The organism is Pseudomonas sp. D47 (assembly GCF_045447305.1).
Lineage (GTDB): Bacteria > Pseudomonadota > Gammaproteobacteria > Pseudomonadales > Pseudomonadaceae > Aquipseudomonas.
The window spans coordinates 62,560-85,862 of record NZ_JBJGXU010000009.1 but is presented as its reverse complement, the minus strand read 5'-3'; the positions used below and the strand labels follow the sequence as shown (position 1 = coordinate 85,862).

The window sequence follows — 23,303 nt, the reverse complement described above, 5'->3', positions numbered from 1 at the left end:
CCGGCCTGGATGCAGATTGAAGAAGATAAACGCCAACAGGCAGCACTGCAAAGTGCTGCCTGCGGGCGAAGCATGAACCATCCAAGCGATCTTATTCGCTGGAGAGCAGGTCCATGGTGTGTTTATCCATCATTTCCAGTGCACGGCCACCGCCACGGGCGACGCAGGTCAGCGGGTCTTCGGCGACGATCACCGGCAGACCGGTTTCCTGAGCCAGCAGCTTGTCGAGGTCGCGCAGCAAGGCGCCACCACCGGTCAGCACCAGGCCACGCTCGGCGATATCGGAAGCCAGTTCCGGAGGCGATTGCTCCAGTGCGCTCTTCACGGCCTGAACGATGGTGGCCAGGGACTCTTGCAGAGCTTCCAGCACTTCATTGGAGTTCAGGGTGAAAGCACGTGGAACGCCTTCGGCCAGGTTGCGACCGCGAACATCAACCTCGCGAACTTCGCCGCCCGGGTAAGCGGTGCCGATTTCCTGCTTGATGCGCTCGGCGGTGGATTCGCCGATCAGGCTGCCGTAGTTACGACGTACATAAGTGATGATCGCTTCGTCGAAGCGGTCGCCGCCTACACGCACGGATTCGGCATACACCACACCGTTCAGGGAGATCAGGGCGATTTCAGTGGTACCACCACCGATATCCACCACCATCGAACCGCGCGCTTCTTCAACCGGCAGGCCAGCACCGATCGCAGCAGCCATTGGCTCTTCGATCAGGAACACTTCACGGGCACCGGCGCCAAGGGCCGATTCACGGATGGCACGACGCTCAACCTGGGTGGACTTGCACGGAACGCAGATCAGCACACGAGGGCTGGGCTGCAGAAAGCTGTTTTCGTGAACCTTATTGATGAAGTACTGCAGCATCTTCTCGCAGACGCTGAAGTCGGCGATCACGCCATCTTTCATCGGACGAATGGCAGCAATATTGCCTGGTGTTCGGCCGAGCATACGCTTGGCCTCGGTGCCAACGGCAACGACACTTTTCTGATTACCATGGGTCCGAATGGCCACAACCGATGGCTCATTCAGAACGATACCGCGCTCGCGCACGTAAATAAGGGTGTTGGCAGTGCCCAGGTCAATGGAAAGATCGCTGGAAAACATGCCACGCAGTTTCTTGAACATGGGGAAAGGACCCTAGGCAACGCGTGGGTAAAAAAGTGCGGCAAACTCTAACAACGACAGGGATTTTGGGCAAGGCGCCAATGTGCTAAATTGGCCGACTTTCTGTGCACCAACCCCCACAATCGCGGCCTTATGACCGTAGAAATGCGGTAGTGTTCCGACAATCTAACACACGGACGCCCTCCGTTCTGTTTTCCACTGGAGAATCCCATGGCGCTTGAACGCTCCGACGTGGAAAAAATCGCTCACCTGGCCCACTTGGACCTGGTTGAAGCCGATCTTCCACAGACCACCGCAGCCCTGAACAGCATTCTCGGGCTGGTCGACCAAATGCAGGCCGTCAATACCGACGGCATCGAGCCCCTGGCTCACCCACTGGAAGCCAGCCAGCGCCTGCGCGCAGACGTTGTGACCGAGCGTAATAATCGCGAGGCCTACCAGTCCATCGCGCCAGCGGTCGAAAACGGCCTGTACCTGGTTCCGAAAGTCATCGACTAAAGGGAAAGAGCCTGCAATGCATCACATGACTCTGGCCGAGATCGCCCGCGGTCTCGCCGACAAAAAGTTTTCTTCCGAAGAGCTGACCAAGACCCTGCTTGCGCGCATCGCCGAGCACGATCCCAAGGTCAACAGCTTCATCAGCCTCACCGAAGAACTGGCCCTGAGCCAGGCCAAGGCCGCCGATGTGCGTCGCGCCAATGGTGAGAATGGCGCACTGCTGGGCGCACCGATCGCCCACAAAGACCTGTTCTGCACCCAGGGCATTCGCACCAGCTGCGGCTCGAAGATGCTCGACAACTTTAAAGCGCCCTACGACGCCACCGTGGTGTCCAAGCTGGCTGCCGCCGGGGCCGTGACCCTGGGCAAGACCAACATGGACGAGTTCGCCATGGGTTCGGCCAACGAGTCGAGCTACTACGGCGCGGTGAAAAACCCGTGGAACTTGGAACACGTGCCAGGCGGCTCGTCGGGTGGTTCGGCGGCGGCCGTTGCCGCGCGCTTCCTGCCGGCGGCTACCGCGACCGACACCGGTGGCTCGATCCGCCAGCCCGCCGCGTTCACCAACCTCACTGGTTTGAAGCCGACCTACGGTCGCGTTTCCCGTTGGGGCATGATCGCCTACGCCTCCAGCCTCGATCAGGGCGGCCCATTGGCACGCACTGCCGAAGACTGCGCAATATTGTTACAAGGTATGGCAGGGTTCGATAAACAGGACTCCACCAGCATCGATGAGCCCGTGCCGGACTACAGCGCCAGCCTGAATACGTCGATCAAAGGCCTGCGCATCGGCGTGCCGAAAGAGTATTTCAGCGCCGGCCTCGACCCGCGTATCGCCGAGCTGGTCCACAACAGCGTCAAGGAACTGGAAAAGCTCGGCGCCGTGATCAAGGAAATCAGCCTGCCGAACAACCAGCACGCGATTCCTGCGTACTACGTGATCGCCCCGGCTGAAGCCTCCTCGAACCTGTCGCGTTTCGACGGCGTACGTTTCGGCTATCGCTGCGAAAACCCGAAAGACCTCACCGACCTGTACAAACGCTCGCGTGGCGAAGGCTTCGGCAGCGAAGTACAACGCCGGATCATGGTCGGTGCCTACGCCCTGTCGGCCGGCTACTACGACGCGTACTACCTCAAGGCGCAAAAAATCCGTCGCCTGATCAAGAACGACTTCATGGCGGCCTTTGAAGAAGTCGATGTGATCCTCGGCCCAACCACGCCAAACCCGGCCTGGAAGATCGGCGCCAAGACCGGCGACCCGATCGCCGAGTACCTGGAAGACCTGTACACCATTACCGCCAACCTCGCGGGCTTGCCGGGCTTGTCCATGCCCGCCGGCTTCGTCGATGGCCTGCCGGTCGGCGTGCAATTGCTCGCCCCGTATTTCCAGGAAGGCCGCCTGCTCAATGTGGCGCACCAGTACCAGTTGAACACCGACTGGCACACTCGCACCCCTACCGGCTTCTGAGGAGAACACTATGCAATGGGAAGTTGTGATCGGGCTGGAGATTCATACCCAGCTCGCCACCCAATCGAAGATTTTCTCCGGTAGCGCCACCACGTTCGGTGCAGAACCCAACACCCAGGCCAGCCTGGTTGACCTGGGCATGCCCGGCGTATTGCCGGTGCTGAACCAGGAAGCGGTGCGCATGGCGGTGATGTTCGGCCTGGCGATTGACGCCGAGATCGGCCAGCACAACGTGTTCGCGCGCAAGAACTACTTCTACCCGGACCTGCCCAAGGGCTACCAGATCAGCCAGATGGAGCTGCCGATCGTCGGCAAGGGCTACCTGGACATACCGCTGGAAGACGGCACCATCAAACGTGTCGGCGTGACCCGCGCGCACTTGGAAGAAGACGCCGGCAAGAGCCTGCACGAAGAATTCCCAGGTGCCACCGGTATCGACCTGAACCGCGCCGGCACGCCGTTGCTGGAAATCGTGTCCGAGCCGGACATGCGCAGCACCAAGGAAGCCGTGGCCTACGTCAAGACGATCCACGCGCTGGTGCGCTACCTGGGCATCTGCGATGGCAACATGGCCGAAGGCTCGCTGCGTTGCGACTGCAACGTGTCGATCCGGCCAAAAGGCCAGGTCGAGTTCGGCACCCGCTGCGAGATCAAGAACGTCAACTCGTTCCGCTTCATCGAAAAGGCGATCAACAGCGAAGTGCGTCGCCAGATCGAGCTGATCGAAGACGGCGGCAGGGTGATCCAGCAAACGCGCCTGTACGATCCGAACAAAGACGAAACCCGCGCCATGCGCAGCAAAGAGGAAGCCAACGACTACCGTTACTTCCCCGACCCGGACCTGTTGCCGGTGGTGCTTGAGGACTCGTTCCTCAATGACATCCGCGCCACCCTGCCGGAATTGCCGCAGCAGAAACGCGAGCGCTTCCAGGCGCAGTTCGGCTTGTCGGTCTACGATGCCAGCGTGTTGGCGTCCAGCCGTGAGCAAGCCAACTACTTCGAAAAAGTCGTGAGCATCGCCGGCGACGCCAAACTGGCGGCCAACTGGGTAATGGTTGAGCTGGGCAGCCTGTTGAACAAACAGGGCCTGGAAATCGACGATGCGCCTGTTACCGCCGAGCAACTGGGCGGCATGCTGCTGCGCATCAAGGACAACACCATCTCCGGCAAAATCGCCAAGACCGTGTTTGAAGCGATGGCCAGCGGCGAAGACAGTGCGGACGAAATCATCGAGAAGCGCGGCCTCAAGCAAGTCACCGACAGCGGCGCGATTTCGGCCGTACTCGATGAGATGCTGGCGGCCAACGCCGAACAGGTCGAGCAATACCGTGCGGCAGACGAAGCCAAGCGCGGCAAGATGTTCGGCTTCTTTGTCGGCCAGGCGATGAAAGCCTCCAAAGGCAAGGCCAACCCGCAACAAGTGAACGAACTGCTGAAAAGCAAGCTCGAAGGCTGATCGCGGTGAAATGGTCCGGGTGGGCTTTCATGCCCAACTCGGACCCCTTGTGGGAGCGGGCTTGTGTGGGAGCTGGCTTGCCTGCGATAGCATCGCCTCGGTGCAACTGAAATACCGAGGTGCCTGTATCGCAGGCAAGCCAGCTCCCACATTTAATTGGGGATTTCCTAAAAATGAAGCGTCTACTCGGCCTCCTGGCCCTGTTCTCTCTGTTGGCCGGTTGCGCCAGCGGCCTCATCGACCCCAACGGCTACGACGAAACCGGCACCGCCTCGTATTACGGCGCCAAGCACCATGGCAACAGAACCGCCAGTGGTGAACCCTTCAACCAGAACGCCCTGACCGCCGCCCATCGGCGCCTGCCCTTCGGCACTCAGGTCAAGGTGACCAACCTCGACAACGACAGGTCCGTGGTGCTGCGCATCAACGACCGCGGCCCGCATACCCGTGGGCGCCTGATCGACGTTTCACGCAAGGCTGCCGAACAACTCGGTATGCTGAGCAGCGGCACTGCACGGGTTCGCGTGCAAGCCATGAGCAACTAAATCAAGGGAGCTTTGGCCATTTCCGCATTAACTGCCCTCTCGCCCTGGAGCCTGATCGAACTGATCAGCGGCCTGGTGCTGCTGATCGTCGGCGCCGAAATCCTGGTGCGCGCCGCCGTGCGCCTGGCAGCCAGCCTCAAGGTGCGGCCGTTGATTATCGGCTTGAGCATCGTCGCCTTCGGCAGTAGCGCGCCGCAGATGACCGTGAGCCTGCAAGCCACCTTGGCCGGCAATACCGATATCGCTGTGGGCAGCGTGATCGGCAGCAGTATCTTCAACATCCTCGTCACCCTGGGCCTGGCTGCGTTGATCATTCCGCTGCGGGTCTCGCGGCAACTGGTGCGCCTGGACATCCCCGTAATGATTTTCGCCGGCTTGCTGGTGTTTACCCTGGCGGCCAATGAAACACTGACACCGTTCGACGGCCTGTTGCTGCTGCTTGCTTTGGTTGCCTACCTCGGCGTGCTGCACTACCAGACCCGCCATTCGCGCCGCCCACGCACGCTGGATACGGTGGCCAGGGCGCCCTGGCTGAGCAGCGCGTTGCTGATGCTCGGCGGGCTGTTGATCCTGGTACTGGCCGGGCATTTGCTGCTGGGTGCGGCAGTGGATGTAGCCAGCGATCTGGGCCTGTCGGAGCGCATCATCGGCCTGACGCTGATCGGTGTCGGCACTTCGCTGCCGTGCCTGGCGACCTCGCTGATTGCCGCGCTGCGCGGCGAGCGGGAGATTGCCGTGGGCAACGTGATCGGCAGCAACCTGTTCAATCTGCTTGGAGTGCTTGGGTTTACCGCGCTGGTGGCCCCCTCGCCACTGTCGGTGTCACCCAACGCCCTCGACTTCGACCTGCCGGTGATGCTCGGCGTGATTGTGTTGTGCCTGCCAGTGTTTTATACCGGCTACCGGGTCACCCGTGCCGAAGGCCTGGTGTTCCTGGGCCTGTACCTGGTGTATGGGCTGCATGTGGTGTCGTTCACCTTTGGCATGCCGCTGGCCACCCAGCTTGAACAATTGATGCTGTATTACGTCCTGCCAGCGCTGGTGGCCTTCCTGTTGTTCACCTCGCTGCAAGCCTGGCGCCGCCAACACAAGAGGGAACCGCAATGACCGATCAGAAAAAAACCGGGGTTGAAATGCGCCGCCAGGTCATGGGCGATGTGTTCGTCGACCGCGCCTTGGGCAACGCCACCGCGTTCACCCAGCCGCTGCAGGATTTCGTCAACGACCACGCATGGGGCAGCGTGTGGAACCGCGAAGGCCTGCCGCTGAAGACGCGCAGCCTGATCACGCTCGCCGCCCTTACCGCCCTCAAGTGCCCGCAGGAACTCAAGGGCCACGTGCGTGGCGCGCTGAACAATGGGTGTACGGTGGAGGAGATTCGCGAAGCGCTGCTGCATTGCGCGGTGTACGCGGGCGTGCCGGCGGCGATTGATGCGTTTCGGGCGGCTCAGGAAGTGATTGAGGCGTATCAGGCAGATAAGCAGTGACTGTTAGATAGCTATCGCAGCGGCGCGGCGACCCGACAAGCCAGCTCCCACACTTGACCGAGTTGCAGCATGAGCATGCGGTCGAATGTGGGAGCTGGCTTGCCTGCGATTGGCCTTCAACCCCACCACAACCTTCAGATCCAACCACCCGCCTGCAACACAAAAATCCCGATATTGGTGGTCACCGCCGCCATCAAGGTAGTAATCACAATAATCGCCGCCGCCAGCTCATGATTACCCTCGGCCGCGCGGGCCATGACAAAACTCGCTGCCGCCGTCGGCGCGCCAAAATACAGAAACAAAATCCCCAGTTCCGGCCCCCGAAAGCCCAGCAGCCATGCGCCCAGCGTCGCGAAGAGCGGCAGGCCGATCATCTTCACCAGGCTGGCACTCAACGCCATGCTCCCGCTTTTGCGCAAGGCCGCCAACGACAAAGTGCCGCCGATGCAGATCAACGCCAGCGGCAAGGTCATGTCCGCCAGGTACTGGCCGGACGACTCCAGCCACCCCGGCAGACCGATCTTGAAGATCGCGAACGGTGCGGCGGCAATCACGCTGATGATCAGCGGGTTGGCCACCACACTTTTGAAGATGCTCCACGGGTCGGACTTGATCACCGGGCTGTACACCGCCAGCACGATGGTCGACAGCGTGTTGTAGAACAGGATCACCAGCGCGGCGAGGATCGCGCCGAGGGAAATGCCATAGTCGCCGTACATGCTGGCCGCCAGGGCCAGGCCGATCACGCCGTTATTGCCGCGAAACGCGCCCTGGGTGTAGATGCCGCGGTCTTCACGCGGGCAACGATAAAGCGCCCAACCCCAGGCCAGGGCAAAGCTGAGCAACGTGGCAACGGCGAAATAGATCAGCAGCCCCGGCTTGAGCGCCGAGTGCAGGTCGGCATGCAGGATGCCCAGAAACAGCAGCGCCGGCATGGTGACGTTAAACACCAGTGACGACGCGGTGTGGATAAAGTTGTCGTTGATCCAGTTGATGCGCTTGAGCAGCACACCGAGGAACAGCATGGCAAACACCGGCGCGGTGATGGTAAGGGTGGTGAGGAAGATAGCCAGCATGCCGGGGAGAACCTTGGTGGGTGTCGTCAGGTGGCTAATGATAAGCCATGCGGCCCGGTTCGTCCGGGCAACACCGATCAAATGTGGGAGCTGGCTTGCCTGCTCCCACAACGTCCGGGTAGGTCTCAGGTAATGGGCGCCGGGTTGAACAAGGTGATGTCGTTATGCAGCTTATGCTGCTCCGCCCACGTCTGCTTCCTGCCGCTGGCCACATCCAGGTAGAAGTGGAACAACTCCCAGCCCAATGCCTCAATGCTCGCACGCCCGGTGGCGATGCGTCCGGCGTCGATATCGATCAGGTCCGGCCAGCGCTGCGCCAATTCCGTACGCGTGGAAACCTTCACCACCGGCGCCATCGCCAGCCCGTACGGCGTGCCACGCCCGGTGGTGAACACATGCAGGTTCATCCCAGCCGCCAATTGCAAGGTGCCGCACACAAAGTCACTGGCCGGCGTGGCGCAAAAGATCAGGCCTTTGCGCTTGAAACGCTCGCCCGGGCCGAGCACGCCATTGATCGCGCTGCTGCCGGATTTGACGATGGAGCCCAGAGACTTCTCGACAATATTCGACAACCCGCCCTTCTTGTTACCCGGCGTGGTGTTGGCGCTGCGATCCGCCTCGCCTTTGGCCAGGTAACGGTCGTACCAGTCCATTTCTCTTACAAGGGCTAGGGCAACTTCTTTGCTTTCAGCGCGCGACGTCAGCAGGTAAATCGCATCACGCACTTCAGTGACTTCGGAAAACATTACCGTAGCCCCAGCCCGCAGCAGCAGGTCCGAGGCGTAGCCCAGCGCGGGGTTGGCGGTGATGCCGGAAAACGCATCACTGCCACCGCACTGCATGCCCAGGATCAACTCCGACGCTGGCACGGTTTCGCGGCGGCGCTGGTCGAGTTTCTTCAAGCGCACCTCGGCCAGCGCCATGATCTGCTCGATCATCTCGGTAAACCCATGGCTGGAATCCTGCAGCCGATACAGCCACGGCTCGCTCAGGTCGACGGAGCTGTCGTTGTCGTGCATCACCTGCCCGGCCTGCAGTTTCTCGCAGCCCAAGCTGATCACCAGCGCTTCGCCGCCCAGGTTAGGGTTGCGCGCCAGGTTGCGCACGGTGCGGATCGGGATATACGCATCCGTCGCAGTGATCGCCACGCCGCAGCCGTAGCTATGGGTCAGCGCCACCACGTCATCGACGTTCGGGTACTTGGGCAGCAACTCCTCCTTGATGCGTTTGACCGCATGGTCCAGCACGCCGGTGACGCACTGCACCGTGGTGGTGATGCCCAGGATATTGCGCGTGCCCACGGTGCCGTCGGCGTTGCGGTAACCCTCAAACGTGAAGCCTTCCAACGGCGCCTGGGCTTGCGGCACTTCCGTGGACAGCGGCAGGCTGTCCAACGGTGGCGCGGTGGGCATGCGCAGTTGGTCTTCCTGCACCCAACTGCCGCGTGGAATCGGCGCCAGGGCGTAACCAATGGTCTGGCCGTAGCGAATAATCTGACCGCCTTCGGGGATGTCTTCCAGGGTCACCTTGTGGCTCTGTGGGATGAAATCCACGGTCACCAGGCCGTCCGGGAACTCGGTGCCCGCCGGTACGCCCTGGTCGTTGACCACGATCACCACGTTGTCGCGCGCGTGCAAACGGATCGAGCGCGGCGAGTCGGCATGTTCAATCAACTGCATTACATCGCCCCTCAGGAATGCGCTTCGGTAAGTTGGGTCAGCTCTGGCCCTTTGCTGGGCGGCTCTTTGAGCACCACACGCTTGATCGGGCCGACGATCACCAGGTAGCTGAATACCGCCAGCAGCGCGTTAGCGCCGACGAACACCAAGGCCCACTTGAACGAGCCGGTGGTGGCGATGATGTAACCAATCACGATCGGCGTGCTGATCGACGCCAGGTTGCCAAACATATTGAACAGGCCGCCACTGAGCCCGGCGATTTGTTTCGGCGAGGTGTCAGACACCACCGCCCAACCGAGTGCGCCAACGCCTTTACCGAAGAAGGCCAAGGCCATGAAGCCCACCACCATCCATTCGATATCCACGTAGTTGCACGCCACGATGCTGGACGACACCAGCAACCCACCAATGATCGGCGCCTTGCGCGCGAACGTCAGGGAATGGCCCTTGCGCAGCAGGTAATCGGAAATCAACCCACCCAATACCCCGCCGATAAACCCGCAGACCGCCGGCAGCGAAGCAATGAAGCCGGCCTTGAGAATGGTCATGCCACGCTCCTGCACCAGGTACACCGGGAACCGGGTCAGGAAGAAATAGGTGATGCCGTTGATGCAGTACTGGCCCAGGTACACGCCGAGCATCATGCGATTGGTCAGCAACTGGCGGATGTAATCCCACTTCGGGCCGTCGATTTTCTGGCCCTTGGCCTTGTCTTGATCCATGTCGACCATCGCACCGTTCTCAGCGATGTACTTGAGTTCGGCCGCGTTGATCATCGGGTGCTGGCGCGGGCTGTGGATAAGTTTCAGCCAGATCAGCGAGAACAGGATGCCGATGCTGCCCATCACGATAAACACGTGCTGCCAGCCGAAGGTATAGACGATCCAGCCCATCAGCGGTGCAAACAGCACCGTAGCGAAGTACTGCGCCGAGTTGAAAATTGCCGAGGCCGTGCCGCGTTCAGCCGTAGGAAACCACGCCGCAACAATGCGGGCATTTCCAGGAAACGACGGCGCCTCAGCCAGGCCCACCAAAAAGCGCAGCATGAACAACGCGACGATGGCGGTGGAGACCCCGAATTCACCCACATAGCCTTGCAGCACGGTGAACAGCGACCAGGTGAAGATGCTCAGGGCATAGATTTTTTTCGAGCCGAACCGGTCCAGCAGCCAGCCACCGGGAATTTGCCCGGCCACGTAGGCCCAACCGAATGCGGAGAAGATGTAACCGAGGGTGACCGCGTCGATGCCGAGGTCTTTTTGCAGGCTGGAACCGGCGATGGCGATAGTTGCCCGGTCGGCGTAGTTGATCGTGGTCACCACAAACAGCATGAGCAGGATCAAATAGCGGACGCGGGTCGGCTTGGTCGCTTGCATGAAGAAGTACTCCCACTAATTATTTTTTTTGCGGGTAATCATTTCTGTTTTAACTGCAGGAGCCGCTTTCTGTGGAAGCTGGCTTGCCTGCGATAGCATCGCCTCGGTCTCATTGAAGCACCAAGGTGACTGCATCGCAGGCAAGCCAGCGCCCACACAAGCCGGTGCCTACCGGGGCGTTTCCTACGAACCGATGTAGCTGGTCTTCACCACGGTGTAGAACTCTTGCGCATAGCGACCCTGCTCGCGCGAACCATAAGACGAGCCCTTACGGCCACCGAACGGCACGTGGTAGTCCACCCCGGCGGTCGGCAGGTTGACCATCACCATCCCGGCCTGGGAGTGGCGCTTGAAGTGGTTGGCGTACTTCAGCGAGGTGGTGGCAATGCCCGCCGACAGGCCGAACTCGGTGTCGTTGGCCATGGCCAGCGCCGCCTCGTAATCCGCTACGCGCACCACGTTGGCCACTGGGCCGAAGATCTCTTCACGGCTGATGCGCATGGCGGCTTCGCTGTCGGCAAACAACGTCGGCGCCAAGTAGTAACCTTCGGTGTCGCAGGTCACCAAGCCACCACCGCTGACCAGTCGCGCGCCTTCGCTTTGGCCGATGTCGATGTACTTCATGTCCTGGTCCAACTGGGCCTGGGAAACCACCGGGCCGATGTCGGTGCCGCTTTTCAGCGCGTGGCCAACTTTGATCGACTTCATGCGCTCGGCCATGGCCGCGACGAACTGGTCGTGGATACCGGCAGTAACAATCAAACGGCTTGAGGCGGTGCAACGCTGACCGGTGGAGTAGAACGCGCTCTGTACCGAGAGCTCGACGGCCTGCTTGAGGTCGGCGTCATCGAGGATGACCTGTGGGTTTTTGCCGCCCATTTCCAACTGCACTTTGGCCTGGCGCGATACGCAACTGACGGCGATCTGACGCCCCACGCCGACCGAGCCGGTAAAGCTGATGCCGTCGACTTTCGGGCTGTTGACCAGCACGTCACCCACCACACGGCCGCTGCCCATCACCAGGTTGAACACACCGGCGGGGAAGCCGGCGCGGGAGATGATTTCGGCCAGGGCCCAGGCGCAGCCGGGCACCCATTCGGCCGGCTTGATCACTACGCAGTTGCCGTAGGCCAGGGCCGGAGCGATTTTCCAGGCGGGGATTGCAATCGGGAAGTTCCACGGGGTGATCAAGCCGACCACACCCAAGGCTTCGCGGGTCACTTCAACGTTGACGCCCGGGCGCACCGACGGCACGTAGTCACCAGACAGGCGCAGGCATTCACCGGCGAAGAACTTGAAGATGTTACCGGCGCGGGTCACTTCGCCGATGGCTTCGGGCAGGGTCTTGCCCTCTTCCCGGGCCAGCAGGGTGCCGAGTTCTTCACGGCGGGCAAGGATTTCGCTGCCGACTTTATCCAGGGCATCGTGGCGAGCCTGGATGCCGGAGGTCGACCAAGCCGGGAAAGCGGCACGGGCGGCGTCGATGGCAGCGTTGACTTGGGCTACGTCAGCCTTGGCGTATTCGCCAATAACATCGGACAACTCCGACGGGTTGATGTTGTTGCAGTAGTCGGCACCGGCCACCCACTCGCCGTTGATGTAGTTTTCAAAACGTTTGGCTTGGGACACACATCTTCTCCTGACGCAAAAGGCCGCTGATCTCTCAGCGGCCTTGTTGATAAGTTACTGCGGACCTTGCTTGTCGATCAGCGCGGCCAGGGCTTCATATTCTTCCGGCAGCAGGTCCGTCAGCGGCGTGCGCACCGGGCCTGCGTCGTAGCCGGCGATTTTTGCACCGGCCTTGACGATGCTCACGGCATACCCGGCCTTACGGTTGCGGATATCGAGGTAAGGCAGAAAGAAGTTGTCGATGATCTTGCCGACGGTGGCGTGATCGTCTTTGGCAATCGCGTGGTAGAAGTCCATCGCGGTTTTCGGGATGAAGTTAAACACCGCCGAGGAGTACACCGGCACGCCCAAGGCCTTGTAGGCAGCGGCGTAAACCTCTGCAGTCGGCAGGCCGCCGAGGTAGCTGAAACGGTCGCCAAGACGACGGCGGATCGACACCATCAACTCGATGTCACCCAGGCCGTCTTTGTAGCCGATCAGGTTAGGGCAGCGCTCAGCCAGGCGTTCCAACAAAGGCGCGGTCAGGCGGCAGACGTTGCGGTTGTAGACCACCACACCGATCTTGACCGATTTGCACACCGCTTCTACGTGAGCGGCAACCCCGTCCTGGCTGGCTTCGGTCAGGTAATGCGGCAGCAGCAGCAAGCCTTTGGCGCCCAGGCGCTCGGCTTCCTGGGCGTACTCGATGGCTTGGCGGGTCGAACCACCGACGCCGGCAAGGATCGGCACGCTGGTGGCGCAGGTATCAACAGCGGTCTTCACCACTTGGGAATATTCGCTGGCAGCCAGGGAGAAAAACTCACCGGTGCCGCCGGCGGCGAACAAGGCGGTGGCGCCGTAAGGGGCCAGCCATTCCAGACGCTTGATGTAGCCAGCCTGGTGGAAGTCACCCTGCGCATTGAAATCGGTCACGGGGAAAGACAACAGACCGTGGGAGAGGATGGACTTCAGTTCTTGTGGATTCATTATTCGAACACCCTGGGCGAAGACTTTCTGTCGAAAGGTTGTTGTTGGTTGTGGCGATGTCGTACGTCATCGTACAACTATAAAACTATTCGTCAACTGCAATTCATCGGGCCTCATCTGCGGCTAAGTGTTTAAACGTGGCTTCTTGACGTAGGACTTTTTTCCTCTATGCTCGACACAACTGTATATACATACAGTTATTAAGGAAGATTCCTACGACATAGCAAGGAGCTAACATGTCAGATCTTGAACTCGCAGCACCCGAAAAAATCCCACCGGCCCTGCGCTTCGAAGGCGGTGAACACACTGCTATCGGCGATGAAACCCTGCTGCGTTTCGTCAAGGACGCCCCGGCGATTCCAGCGCACCAAGTCGAGCTGCACTTGCCCAACGGGCTGGCACTGACCTACGGCCAGGTGATCGCCCTGGGCGGTGACTTCTATGGCATTCCCGGCCAGCCCATCAGCGATGGCGCCTCCCCCGCCGAGCGTGTGCAACGCTTTAGCGCTGCGTTCAATTCGTTGGCTGTGCTGCCAGCCTCACGGGCAGAAGCCGGGAAAATCCTCGCGGTGATGCAAAAGGAGATCAACGCGGTCAAGCAGGCGATCAAGGACGGCAAACAACCCCATGAAGCGTATGACGCGCTGGGTGATACGTTGTCCGAGGAATGGAACCGCATCACCGGCGGTGGCAGTGCGGTGTCGGCCTTGATTCCGCTGGGGCGCTATCTGAAATTGGCGGCAGACAACGCCGACCACTTTGGCGAGTGGGCACTGTCAGCCTATCTGGCCGGCCATACGGCGGCGCTGCAACAGACGGTGGTGGCGCATCAAACCGGCACCGACCAGGCACTGGAATTGGCCTATGCCATGAACAGCTTTGCTGATCATTTTTTGACCGACCTGTTTTCCGCCGGCCACCTGCGCGTGCCGCGTAAACAATTGGCGGCCGTGGTGACGCCAGGGGAACTGGGCTCGCTGATCAGCCGCTTCATGCACGATGAAGACAGCAAGTTTGGGCTCAAGGTGCGCAACGCCAAGGGTGATCAATGGCATGCCTATGGGGATAAACGCTACTTCGATGCCATCGACGCGGACAATCGGGCGATGGTCAAACGTGCGGTGCAGGCGTCGGCAGATGAAATCTTCGAGACCTTTATCAGCGGTGTCGCGCCCTCCCCGGCCAACTTCAAGGCGCCGCTGTATGTGCCGGATTTGAACGCGGCGCAGAACCCGGCGAATAACTTTTCGCCGCTGTTCAAGATGGAAGGCAACAAGGTGCTGCGCCGCAAGGACGTGAATGACCTGAACGACAAGCACTGGACCAATGATTGGTGGGGTTGGAGTACGTACCTGCTGCTCAAGGACTACAAGCCAAACCAACCTGCGAGCTAAGTAGGTTTGATCATTCCCACGCTCTGCGTGGGAATGATCACTGTGGAAGCTGGCTTGCCTGCGATGCGGGCGACTCGACCTGTCAGACAGACCGAAGTGATGCTATCGCAGGCAAGCCAGCTCCCACACTAGATCAGCGCTGCGCTTGTGCCTCTTCATGGGCATGGCGCAGCCGTTCGCGGCTGTTAGTCAGATGCAGGCGCATGGCCGCGCGTGCCGCGTCCGAATCCTGGCGAGCAATCGCCTCATAAATCTCTTCGTGTTCGCGGCTCAGGCGGCCCATGTAGTGCTGCTGGTCATCATGGGCCAGGCGCGCTGAATTCAAGCGGGTACGCGGAATGATGCTGGTGCCCAGGTGAGTCATGATGTCGGTGAAGTAGCGATTGCCAGTGGACAGCGCAATTTCCAGGTGGAACGCGAAGTCTGACGCGACAGCATCGCCAGCGTGGGCGGCGCTTTCATTCAAGGCGTCGAGGGCAGCACGCATGGCGGCCAGCTGTTCGTCGCTACGACGTAAGGCCGCGAGGCCGGCGGACTCCACTTCCAGGCTGATACGCAGCTCCAGAATCGCCAGCACATCACGCAGCGTCACCACCGTGGCCGGGTCAATCCGGAAGCCGCTGGGGCTTGGCGTGTCCAATACAAAAGTGCCGATACCGTGGCGGGTTTCCACCTGCCCCGCCGCCTGCAAACGCGAGATGGCTTCACGCACCACGGTGCGGCTGACCCCATGGGCTTCCATGATTGCGGATTCGGTAGGCAACTTGTCGCCGCGTTTGAGTTGGCCGTCGCGAATCTGCTCGGACAACACCGTGACCAATTCCTGGGCAAGGCTGCGGCGCTTGCGGGGAAGACGAGGGGCGGTGTTGGCATTTTCCATGATGAATCCATCTTTCTCGGCGAACTTGAGCCCGCATCATAGCCCATGGCGGTTGTACGATCACCGTCCGGTCGCGACTTTCACCCACATCCTTCGCGCAAAAAAATGCCCCGACACAAGTCGAGGCATTTTTCAGGCTCACCCTAGGGTGAAAGCCGCTTACTTCACCACTTTCAGGCTCGGCCGGCCGCTTGGACGCGGAGGCTCGGAGTCTGGTGGTGGCACATCATCACCGCCTTCGCCTTCGATCGCTTCGTCGTCCTCGAAAGGCGACTCCAGATCGAACACCATGCCCTGGCCATTTTCCCGGGCATAGATCCCGAGGATGGCACCAATCGGCACGAACAGCGTATGCGGCACACCGCCGAAACGCCCTTCGAAGCTGACAGCTTCATTGTCCATATGCAGGTGGCGCACAGCACTGGGTGATACGTTCAGCACGATCTGCCCATCACTGGCGAAACCCTGCGGCACATCAACCTTGGGGAATTCAGAGTTGACCAACATGTGCGGGGTGCAATCGTTGTCCACAATCCACTCATAGAGCGCGCGGACCAAGTAGGGTCGACTGGAGTTCATCAGCGGCTCCTTAAGCCTTAGCGCATATCGCGTTCGACGCCAGACAGACTCGCCTGGAAAGCCTCACGCGCAAACTGGCGCTCCATGTAATCAAGCAACGGCTTGGCCGGCCGTGGCAGTTCAATGCCCAGGATCGGCAAGCGCCAGAGTATGGGTAATAGGCAGCAATCCACCAAGCTTTGTTCCTCGCTGAGGAAAAAAGGTTTGTCGGCGAACAGCGGCGAAACACCGGTCAGGCTCTCACGCAATTCCTTGCGCGCCTGCACTCGAGCGGCTTCTTTACTGCGTGTATCCAGAATCAAATCCACCAGCCCGCACCAGTCACGCTGAATCCGATGGATCAGCAGGCGGCTGTTGGCACGCGCCACCGGGTAGACCGGCAGCAAAGGTGGATGCGGGTAACGCTCATCCAGGTATTCCATCACCACGGTTGACTCCCACAACGCCAGGTCACGATCGACCAGGGTGGGCAAGCTGCCGTAAGGGTTCACTTCGATCAGTTTCGGCGGATGACGACCCACCTCCACACTGATGATCTCGGCGCTGACACCCTTCTCTGCGAGCACGATGCGTACTCGGTGGGAATAGTGGTCGGCGGGGTCGGAGTAACAGGCCAACCGGTTGGTCACGCCCATGGCGGTCCTCCTCGCTTGTTGAAATTATCGAAAGCTCAAAAACGAGCGCGCCCAGAGAGCATCTCTGCAGTGCCTGGTTCAACCAGAGCGCTACGTGTTCAGAGATGCCGCTGGGCGCGCAAGATTAACAGCAATTGCTTACAGTTGGATCAATGCACATCCTTCCAGTATTCGCGTTTGAGCAGATAGGCGAAAACAAAGAAGAAAGCCAGGTACAGCAATACATAGGTACCGATGCGCTGATGTTCCAGTTTGACCGGGTTGGCCGAGTAGGCCAGGAAGGTCACCAGATTCTTGACCTTCTCGTCAAACTGCTCTTCGTTCAGCGCGCCAGTCTTGGGCACGATGGTCAGTTGATCGCACGCTTCATGAGTCAAAGGCGTACCGGTCAACGGATCATATTGCTTCTTGCCGTCTTCGACGACCTGAACCTGCTTGCATCCTACCACTTGGCGACCCTGCAGGCCGACCAGAACGTTAGGCATACCGACGTTCGGGAAGACTTTGTTGTTGACGCCATAAGGGCGCGCCGGGTCTTCGTAGAAGGATTTCAGGTAACCATAGAGCCAATCGGTGCCGCGAACACGGGCCACCAGGGTCAGGTCGGGCGGTGCAGCCCCGAACCAGGCCTTGGCATCAGCCGGTTGCATGCCGATGCTCATGTGGTCGCCGATCTTCGCGCCGGTGAACACCGCGTGGCTGAGCATCACGTCATGGGGGATGCCCAGGTCATCGGCGACACGCTCGTAGCGCTGAAACTTGGCGCTGTGGCAGCCCATGCAGTAGTTGCTGAAGGTACGCAGCCCGTCCTGCATGGCGGCCTTGTCAGACACGTCGATATCGACTTTTTCCAGCTCGGGGCCATGCTCGGCCGCGAAGGACAGTAGCGGCAGTGCCGCAAGCATCAAAGCAACAAATAACTTTTTCATCAGCCAGTCACCCTTTCCGGAACCGGTTTGGTCTTCTCGAGCCGGGTGTAGAACGGCATCAGAATGAAGTAGGCGAAGTACAGGAAGGTGCAGACCTGCGACAGCAACGTTAATTGCGGCGTCGGCGCCTTGACGCCCGTCCAACCCAGCAGCACGAAGCAGATGCAGAACACCCACAGCCAGATCTTGCTCAACCAGCCCTTGTAGCGCATGGACTTGACCGGGCTACGGTCGAGCCAAGGCAGTACAAACAACAGAGCAATCGAAGCACCCATGGCAACTACGCCCATTAGCTTGTCTGGAATCGCCCGCAAGATGGCGTAGAACGGTGTGAAGTACCAAACCGGGGCGATGTGCTCAGGCGTCTTGAAGGCGTTGGCCTGTTCGAAGTTAGGCTTTTCGAGGAAGTAACCGCCCATCTCCGGGAAAAAGAACACGATCGAGCAGAAGATGAACAGGAACACGACCACGCCGACAATATCTTTCACGGTGTAGTACGGGTGGAACGGAATACCATCCAGCGGGATACCGTTTTCGTCTTTGTGTTTCTTGATATCCACGCCATCCGGGTTGTTCGAACCCACTTCGTGCAGCGCCAGAATGTGCAGCACCACCAAGCCCAGAATCACGATCGGCAAGGCCACCACGTGCAAGGCGAAGAAGCGGTTCAGGGTGATGCCGGAGATCAGGTAGTCACCGCGGATCCACTGGGTCAGGTCGTTACCGATGACCGGGATCGCACCAAACAGCGAGATGATCACCTGGGCGCCCCAGTACGACATCTGGCCCCACGGCAGCAGGTAGCCCATGAAGGCTTCGGCCATCAGCGCCAGGTAGATCAGCATGCCAAACACCCACACCAGCTCGCGTGGCTTCTGGTACGAACCGTAGAGCAAGCCACGGAACATGTGCATGTAGACCACGATAAAGAACGCTGAAGCGCCGGTGGAGTGCAATAGACGCAAGATCGAGCCGTACTCGACATCGCGCATGATCCCTTCAACGGACGCAAAGGCCTCTTCTGCCGACGGCGTGTAGCTCATCGTCAGCCAGACGCCGGTGACGAGTTGGTTGACCAACACCAACAGCGCCAGGGAGCCGAAGAAGTAGAAGAAGTTGAAGTTTTTTGGCGCGTAATATTTGCTGAGATGGTCTTCCCACATTTTGGTAGCGGGGAAGCGCGCATCCACCCAATCCATGAACTTGCTCATCAGGCTTTCTCCCCCTCGTCGACGCCAATGACAATGACACTGTCAGTCTCGTAATGATGCGGCGGAACTGGCAGGTTCAGTGGTGCGGGTTGTGACTTGTAGACGCGGCCAGCGAGGTCGTAGTGGGAGCCGTGGCAAGGGCAGAAATAGCCCCCAACCCAGTCTTTTCCCAGGTCTGCTGGAGCAACTTCGGGGCGGAAAGTAGGCGAGCAACCCAAGTGGGTGCAGATACCGATCAGCAGCAGGATCTCTGGCTTGATCGAACGAATTTCCTTATCGACGTAGGCGGGTTGGTCGGAATTCTTCGAGTCGGGGTCAGACAGCTGACCTTCGATTTTCTTCAAATTCCCCAAGATTTCCTCAGTACGACGAACGATGAAGACCGGCTGACCGCGCCACTCAGCAATCATCTGCTGGCCTGGGTCGATCTTGCTGACATTCACCCTCACCGGTGCACCAGCGGCTTTCGCCTTGGCACTGGGAAACCATGACCCCACGAACGGGACCGCAGCCCCCACCGCTCCTGCAGCACCCACCACGGATGTGGCTGCTACTAAGAAGCGACGCCGGCCTGCATTCACGCCGTCATTGCTCATTCAGTCCTCTCCCATCAGCTTTTTGGCCTGTTAAATCAGGCGTCTACTAAGTGTTGAATCTTTACTTATAAAAATTTTGCCGAATGGTAATGAAAAGCCCCACGTATGACAAGGGAATTGCCCAAGGCTCCCTCCCCAGGCCTTGTAGTATAGGGGGTCTACGGATGTGGCAAGTTGTCACGGCGAAATTTATGCATAAATCGTAGGCAATAAAAAACGCCCAGCTCCGTAAGGAGTTGGGCGTTTTTGTGGAACGTAAAGCGAATTAACGCTTCGAGTACTGCGGACGCTTACGCGCTTTACGCAGACCGACTTTCTTACGTTCAACTTCACGAGCATCGCGAGTTACGAAGCCAGCTTTGCGCAGAGCGCCACGCAGGGTTTCGTCGTACTGCATCAGAGCGCGAGTGATACCGTGGCGGATTGCGCCAGCTTGACCACTTACACCGCCACCGATAACGGTGACGTAGATGTCGAACTTTTCAACTGTCTCGGTCAATTCCAGCGGCTGACGAACTACCATGCGGGCAGTTTCGCGACCGAAGAAGTTTTCCAGAGTGCGGTTGTTGATCGAGATGTTACCAGTGCCCGGACGCAGGAAAACGCGTGCGGTTGCGGTTTTGCGACGGCCAGTGCCGTAATTTTGAGTCGCCGACATAATGAACTATTCCGTTAAAACTTCAGTTCTTGGGGCTGCTGAGCAGCATGAGGGTGTACAGCGCCCGCATAGACTTTCAGCTTGCGAAACATATCGCGACCCAGTGGGCCCTTCGGCAGCATGCCTTTGACCGCGATTTCGATCGGGGCTTCAGGCTTCTTGGAAATCAGGCCTTCAAAGTTGGAAGACTTGATACCGCCTGGGAAACCGGAGTGACGGTAGTACATTTTGTCTTGCGCTTTGTTGCCGGTAACACGTACCTGCTCAGCGTTGATGATCACGATGTAGTCACCGGTGTCAACGTGAGGGGTGTACTCAGGCTTGTGCTTGCCACGCAGACGGCTGGCGACTTCAGTGGCCAGACGACCCAGGGTCTGACCAGCGGCGTCGACGACAAACCAGTCGCGCTGAACTGTTTCCGGTTTTGCAGTAAAAGTTGTCATTCTTTAATAGCCTCAGGGGCCGCCCTGTAAATTAGACGGCGGATCTTACTGAATAGTGCGTACTTTGACAAGTCAAAGGCAGCCGGATACAGACGCTATCGGGGGCTCGGGTCGGCGCGTCCGTTCAACGGCAAGATTCTTCGGCAGGCGGCGCATCACTTCCACTGCAGAAAGAGGTGGGCAATTATGCAGATTGCGAAAAAAAATTCAACCTGCTTTTATGATTGTTTTCCCCGAAGGAGTACCGGATGGATTATCGACAGCTGGGCCGCACCGATCTGAACGTAAGCGCGATAGCCTTGGGCACCATGACCTGGGGCGAGCAGAACAGCGAGGCAGAGGCCTTCGCGCAGATCGAACGGGCCAAGGCCGCGGGGATCAACTTCCTCGACACGGCAGAAATGTACCCGGTGCCGCCCAAGGCCGACACCTATGCCACCACCGAGCGCTACATCGGTAATTACTTCAAAAGCCGCGGCGACCGTGCCGACTGGATCCTCGCCAGTAAAATCGCCGGCCCCGGCAACACCATCGACTACATCCGCAACGGCCACCTGCGCCACAACCGCAAACACATCGTCGACGCCCTGGATGCCAGCCTCAAACGCCTGCAAACCGACTGGATCGACCTCTACCAGCTGCACTGGCCGGAACGCAGCACCAACTTCTTCGGCCAACTGAGCTACAAGCACAAAGACGAAGACGACCTGACCCCGCTGGAAGAAACCCTCGAAGCGCTGGACGAACAAGTCAAGGCCGGCAAGATCCGCCACATCGGCCTGTCCAACGAAACCCCGTGGGGCACTATGAAATTCCTGGCCCTGGCCGAAGCCCGTGGCTGGACACGCGCGGTGTCGATCCAGAACCCCTACAACCTGCTCAACCGCAGCTTTGAAGTGGGCCTGGCGGAAGTCGCCATGCGTGAGCAGTGCGGCCTACTGGCCTACTCGCCGCTGGCGTTCGGCATGCTCAGCGGTAAGTACGAAGGTGGCGCACGCCCGGCAAAGGCTCGCCTGACCGAATACAGCCGCTTCAGCCGTTACTTCAACCCGCAGTCGGAAGCGGCATGCAGCCGTTATGTGGCGCTGGCGCGGGAACAGGGTCTGGACCCGGCACAGATGGCCCTGGCCTTTGTGACGCAACAGCCGTTTGTGACCAGCAACATTATTGGTGCCACGACACTGGAACAGCTGGACAGCAACATTGCCAGTGCTGACCTGAAGCTGTCGAAGGAAGTGCTCGAAGGGATTGAGGCGATTCAGAAGGATCATCCGAACCCCGCGCCTTGATTGATCCCTAAACCCCATCGCGGGCAAGCCCGGCTCCCACATTTTGAACTGTGAACACAGTCAAATGTGGGCGCTGGCTTGCCTGCGATAGAGCCTTACGCAGCACTACAAAACCTTCAAAGCGCCCGCGCGATAATCTCCTTCATGATCTCATTGGTCCCCGCATAAATCCGCTGCACCCGCGCATCCGCCCAGGCCCGCGCAATCGGGTATTCCCACATGTAGCCGCAGCCGCCGTGCAACTGCACGCACTCATCGAGCACCTTGCACTGCAGGTCCGTGGCCCAATACTTGGCCATCGCCGCCGTAGGCACGTCCAGCTTGCCCTCCAGGTGCAACGCCATGCACCTGTCGACGAACACACGGCCAATCTGAATCTCAGTCGCCATCTCCGCGAGCTTGAACCGGGTGTTCTGGAAATCGGCAATCGCCTTGCCGAACGCCTTGCGCTCGCGGGTGTATTCCAAGGTCCACTGCAGCGCCGCCTCGGCCGACGACAGCGCGCCAATCGCCACGGTCAGACGCTCCTGGGGCAACTCCTGCATCAAATACGCGAAGCCCATGCCCGCCTGACCCAACAGATTTTCCTTGGGCACGCGCACGTCCTGGAAGAACAACTCCGACGTGTCCTGAGCCTTCATGCCTACCTTCTCCAGGCGCTTGCCCTTGTCGAAGCCCGGCGTATCGGCTTCCACCAGAAACAGGCTGGTGCCCTTCGCACCGGCCTTGGGATCGGTCTTGGCCACCACGATCACCAACTCGGCGAGAAAGCCGTTGGTGATAAAGGTCTTGGAGCCGTTGATCACGTACTCATCGCCCTCCAACACGGCGGTGGTCTTAACGCCCTGCAAGTCGGAACCGGCCCCCGGCTCGGTCATGGCGATGGCCGTGACCATCTCGCCAGAGATCAATTTGGGCAGGTATTTGTGTTTCAGCGCTTCACTGCCGTAATGCAGGATGTACGGCGCGACGATGTCCGAATGCAGCGAGAAACCGATGCCGGTCAAACCAAGGCGGCTGATCTCCTCGATCACTACCGCGCTGTAGAGAAAGTCCGCGCCCAGGCCGCCATATTCCTCCGGCAAGTGGGAGCAGAGCATGCCCGCCTCCCCTGCCTTGCTCCACAGATCACGGTCGATGTAGCCCTGTTTCTCCCATTGCCCATGGAACGGCGCAGCGTGTTTTTCGAGGAAGGTGCGCACGCTCTCGCGGAAGAGTTCGTGCTCCGAGCTGAACAAGGTTCTGGGGATCATGGGTCACCTGTGGGGATTGTCGGACAAAGACCAGACCACAGAGACTAAGCCGCGAAGGCGTCACGGGACACTGGACACATGCGACAAAAAATAAGACGATCCAGCCGTCTGGTGACCACTTTCCCCT

23 protein-coding genes are annotated in these 23,303 nt (G+C 59.6%); 8 read left to right on the top strand and 15 right to left on the bottom strand.

Going from position 1 to position 23,303, the window contains the following annotated elements; all coding sequences use genetic code 11:
• Positions 1-91: 91 nt before the first annotated feature.
• A complete protein-coding gene (gene mreB / locus ACI77I_RS09155; protein ID WP_002555108.1) occupies positions 92-1,129 on the bottom strand; it encodes a rod shape-determining protein MreB in 1,038 nt (345 codons plus the stop codon).
• Positions 1,130-1,339: 210 nt separating this feature from the next.
• Here mreB and gatC point away from each other — a divergent pair, with 210 nt between their 5' ends.
• From gatC to ACI77I_RS09125, 6 genes are all read left to right on the top strand, one after another.
• On the top strand, positions 1,340-1,627 hold the full coding sequence (gene gatC, locus ACI77I_RS09150) for an Asp-tRNA(Asn)/Glu-tRNA(Gln) amidotransferase subunit GatC (RefSeq protein WP_083360145.1): 288 nt from the start codon (positions 1,340-1,342) through the stop codon (positions 1,625-1,627).
• A gap of 16 nt (positions 1,628-1,643) precedes the next feature.
• Positions 1,644-3,095 (top strand): Asp-tRNA(Asn)/Glu-tRNA(Gln) amidotransferase subunit GatA, encoded by a 1,452-nt coding sequence (gatA, locus tag ACI77I_RS09145; protein WP_263274514.1) that lies wholly within the window; start codon positions 1,644-1,646, stop codon positions 3,093-3,095.
• A gap of 10 nt (positions 3,096-3,105) precedes the next feature.
• On the top strand, positions 3,106-4,551 hold the full coding sequence (gene gatB / locus ACI77I_RS09140; protein ID WP_406997360.1) for an Asp-tRNA(Asn)/Glu-tRNA(Gln) amidotransferase subunit GatB: 1,446 nt from the start codon (positions 3,106-3,108) through the stop codon (positions 4,549-4,551).
• A 173-nt stretch (positions 4,552-4,724) separates the two neighbouring features.
• Positions 4,725-5,096 (top strand): septal ring lytic transglycosylase RlpA family protein, encoded by a 372-nt coding sequence (locus tag ACI77I_RS09135; RefSeq protein WP_406997359.1) that lies wholly within the window; start codon positions 4,725-4,727, stop codon positions 5,094-5,096.
• A 60-nt stretch (positions 5,097-5,156) separates the two neighbouring features.
• Positions 5,157-6,203, top strand: a complete 1,047-nt coding sequence (locus ACI77I_RS09130; protein ID WP_406997372.1) for a calcium/sodium antiporter — start codon at positions 5,157-5,159, stop codon at positions 6,201-6,203.
• Positions 6,200-6,583: a carboxymuconolactone decarboxylase family protein gene (locus ACI77I_RS09125; protein ID WP_094950411.1), complete on the top strand. Its 384-nt coding sequence runs from the start codon at positions 6,200-6,202 to the stop codon at positions 6,581-6,583. Before ACI77I_RS09130 ends, ACI77I_RS09125 begins: the two co-directional genes overlap by 4 nt.
• 134 nt (positions 6,584-6,717) lie before the next feature.
• On the opposite strand, the gene ACI77I_RS09120 is transcribed toward ACI77I_RS09125, so the two are convergent.
• From ACI77I_RS09120 to kdgD, 5 genes are all read right to left on the bottom strand, one after another.
• Positions 6,718-7,659, bottom strand: a complete 942-nt coding sequence (locus tag ACI77I_RS09120) for an AEC family transporter (protein WP_094950410.1) — start codon at positions 7,657-7,659, stop codon at positions 6,718-6,720.
• A gap of 125 nt (positions 7,660-7,784) precedes the next feature.
• Positions 7,785-9,338 carry a galactarate dehydratase gene (garD, locus tag ACI77I_RS09115; protein ID WP_406997358.1) on the bottom strand — a complete coding sequence of 518 codons (1,554 nt, stop codon included), beginning with the start codon at positions 9,336-9,338 and terminating at the stop codon, positions 7,785-7,787.
• A gap of 11 nt (positions 9,339-9,349) precedes the next feature.
• Complete coding sequence (locus tag ACI77I_RS09110; RefSeq protein WP_406997357.1) at positions 9,350-10,714, bottom strand: MFS transporter; 1,365 nt, start codon at positions 10,712-10,714, stop codon at positions 9,350-9,352.
• A gap of 183 nt (positions 10,715-10,897) precedes the next feature.
• Positions 10,898-12,343, bottom strand: coding sequence for an aldehyde dehydrogenase family protein (locus tag ACI77I_RS09105; RefSeq protein WP_242154461.1), 1,446 nt, complete (start codon positions 12,341-12,343; stop codon positions 10,898-10,900).
• A gap of 54 nt (positions 12,344-12,397) precedes the next feature.
• Entirely contained in the window at positions 12,398-13,309 is a 912-nt protein-coding gene (kdgD, locus tag ACI77I_RS09100; RefSeq protein ID WP_064450699.1) for a 5-dehydro-4-deoxyglucarate dehydratase, read from the bottom strand.
• Between the two features lie 236 nt (positions 13,310-13,545).
• Here kdgD and ACI77I_RS09095 point away from each other — a divergent pair, with 236 nt between their 5' ends.
• Entirely contained in the window at positions 13,546-14,703 is a 1,158-nt protein-coding gene (locus ACI77I_RS09095; RefSeq protein WP_406997356.1) for a phospholipase, read from the top strand.
• A 133-nt stretch (positions 14,704-14,836) separates the two neighbouring features.
• Here ACI77I_RS09095 and ACI77I_RS09090 read toward each other — a convergent pair whose 3' ends face one another.
• The 8 genes from ACI77I_RS09090 to rplM all read right to left on the bottom strand — a co-directional run bounded on the left by ACI77I_RS09090 (position 14,837) and on the right by rplM (position 20,634).
• Positions 14,837-15,583, bottom strand: a complete 747-nt coding sequence (locus ACI77I_RS09090; protein WP_083360156.1) for a FadR/GntR family transcriptional regulator — start codon at positions 15,581-15,583, stop codon at positions 14,837-14,839.
• Positions 15,584-15,742: 159 nt separating this feature from the next.
• Complete coding sequence (locus ACI77I_RS09085) at positions 15,743-16,162, bottom strand: ClpXP protease specificity-enhancing factor (protein WP_094950405.1); 420 nt, start codon at positions 16,160-16,162, stop codon at positions 15,743-15,745.
• Positions 16,163-16,179: 17 nt separating this feature from the next.
• Complete coding sequence (locus tag ACI77I_RS09080) at positions 16,180-16,797, bottom strand: glutathione S-transferase N-terminal domain-containing protein (RefSeq protein ID WP_027604841.1); 618 nt, start codon at positions 16,795-16,797, stop codon at positions 16,180-16,182.
• A 149-nt stretch (positions 16,798-16,946) separates the two neighbouring features.
• Positions 16,947-17,726: a cytochrome c1 gene (locus ACI77I_RS09075; RefSeq protein WP_094950404.1), complete on the bottom strand. Its 780-nt coding sequence runs from the start codon at positions 17,724-17,726 to the stop codon at positions 16,947-16,949.
• On the bottom strand, positions 17,726-18,937 hold the full coding sequence (locus tag ACI77I_RS09070) for a cytochrome bc complex cytochrome b subunit (protein ID WP_094950403.1): 1,212 nt from the start codon (positions 18,935-18,937) through the stop codon (positions 17,726-17,728). Before ACI77I_RS09070 ends, ACI77I_RS09075 begins: the two co-directional genes overlap by 1 nt.
• Positions 18,937-19,533 (bottom strand): ubiquinol-cytochrome c reductase iron-sulfur subunit, encoded by a 597-nt coding sequence (gene petA / locus ACI77I_RS09065; protein ID WP_094950402.1) that lies wholly within the window; start codon positions 19,531-19,533, stop codon positions 18,937-18,939. Before petA ends, ACI77I_RS09070 begins: the two co-directional genes overlap by 1 nt.
• 265 nt (positions 19,534-19,798) lie before the next feature.
• Complete coding sequence (gene rpsI / locus ACI77I_RS09060) at positions 19,799-20,191, bottom strand: 30S ribosomal protein S9 (protein WP_003216038.1); 393 nt, start codon at positions 20,189-20,191, stop codon at positions 19,799-19,801.
• A gap of 14 nt (positions 20,192-20,205) precedes the next feature.
• A complete protein-coding gene (gene rplM, locus ACI77I_RS09055) occupies positions 20,206-20,634 on the bottom strand; it encodes a 50S ribosomal protein L13 (protein ID WP_003171742.1) in 429 nt (142 codons plus the stop codon).
• A 248-nt stretch (positions 20,635-20,882) separates the two neighbouring features.
• Between rplM and ACI77I_RS09050 the strand changes: the two genes are divergently transcribed.
• On the top strand, positions 20,883-21,923 hold the full coding sequence (locus ACI77I_RS09050) for an NADP(H)-dependent aldo-keto reductase (protein WP_406997355.1): 1,041 nt from the start codon (positions 20,883-20,885) through the stop codon (positions 21,921-21,923).
• Between the two features lie 116 nt (positions 21,924-22,039).
• Here ACI77I_RS09050 and ACI77I_RS09045 read toward each other — a convergent pair whose 3' ends face one another.
• Positions 22,040-23,176 (bottom strand): acyl-CoA dehydrogenase family protein, encoded by a 1,137-nt coding sequence (locus ACI77I_RS09045; RefSeq protein WP_406997354.1) that lies wholly within the window; start codon positions 23,174-23,176, stop codon positions 22,040-22,042.
• Positions 23,177-23,303: the final 127 nt, after the last annotated feature.

Coding starts and splice junctions, on each gene's coding strand:
- garD (WP_406997358.1), bottom strand. CDS start 9,338: ATGCAGTTGATTGAACATGCCGACTCGCCGCGCTCGATCCGTTTGCAC.
- ACI77I_RS09095 (WP_406997356.1), top strand. CDS start 13,546: ATGTCAGATCTTGAACTCGCAGCACCCGAAAAAATCCCACCGGCCCTG.
- petA (WP_094950402.1), bottom strand. CDS start 19,533: ATGAGCAATGACGGCGTGAATGCAGGCCGGCGTCGCTTCTTAGTAGCA.
- ACI77I_RS09050 (WP_406997355.1), top strand. CDS start 20,883: ATGGATTATCGACAGCTGGGCCGCACCGATCTGAACGTAAGCGCGATA.
- ACI77I_RS09045 (WP_406997354.1), bottom strand. CDS start 23,176: ATGATCCCCAGAACCTTGTTCAGCTCGGAGCACGAACTCTTCCGCGAG.
- gatA (WP_263274514.1), top strand. CDS start 1,644: ATGCATCACATGACTCTGGCCGAGATCGCCCGCGGTCTCGCCGACAAA.
- rplM (WP_003171742.1), bottom strand. CDS start 20,634: ATGACAACTTTTACTGCAAAACCGGAAACAGTTCAGCGCGACTGGTTT.
- ACI77I_RS09090 (WP_083360156.1), bottom strand. CDS start 15,583: ATGGAAAATGCCAACACCGCCCCTCGTCTTCCCCGCAAGCGCCGCAGC.
- ACI77I_RS09110 (WP_406997357.1), bottom strand. CDS start 10,714: ATGCAAGCGACCAAGCCGACCCGCGTCCGCTATTTGATCCTGCTCATG.
- rpsI (WP_003216038.1), bottom strand. CDS start 20,191: ATGTCGGCGACTCAAAATTACGGCACTGGCCGTCGCAAAACCGCAACC.
- kdgD (WP_064450699.1), bottom strand. CDS start 13,309: ATGAATCCACAAGAACTGAAGTCCATCCTCTCCCACGGTCTGTTGTCT.
- gatC (WP_083360145.1), top strand. CDS start 1,340: ATGGCGCTTGAACGCTCCGACGTGGAAAAAATCGCTCACCTGGCCCAC.
- ACI77I_RS09085 (WP_094950405.1), bottom strand. CDS start 16,162: ATGAACTCCAGTCGACCCTACTTGGTCCGCGCGCTCTATGAGTGGATT.
- ACI77I_RS09120 (WP_094950410.1), bottom strand. CDS start 7,659: ATGCTGGCTATCTTCCTCACCACCCTTACCATCACCGCGCCGGTGTTT.
- ACI77I_RS09135 (WP_406997359.1), top strand. CDS start 4,725: ATGAAGCGTCTACTCGGCCTCCTGGCCCTGTTCTCTCTGTTGGCCGGT.
- gatB (WP_406997360.1), top strand. CDS start 3,106: ATGCAATGGGAAGTTGTGATCGGGCTGGAGATTCATACCCAGCTCGCC.
- ACI77I_RS09125 (WP_094950411.1), top strand. CDS start 6,200: ATGACCGATCAGAAAAAAACCGGGGTTGAAATGCGCCGCCAGGTCATG.
- mreB (WP_002555108.1), bottom strand. CDS start 1,129: ATGTTCAAGAAACTGCGTGGCATGTTTTCCAGCGATCTTTCCATTGAC.
- ACI77I_RS09080 (WP_027604841.1), bottom strand. CDS start 16,797: ATGGGCGTGACCAACCGGTTGGCCTGTTACTCCGACCCCGCCGACCAC.
- ACI77I_RS09070 (WP_094950403.1), bottom strand. CDS start 18,937: ATGAGCAAGTTCATGGATTGGGTGGATGCGCGCTTCCCCGCTACCAAA.
- ACI77I_RS09075 (WP_094950404.1), bottom strand. CDS start 17,726: ATGAAAAAGTTATTTGTTGCTTTGATGCTTGCGGCACTGCCGCTACTG.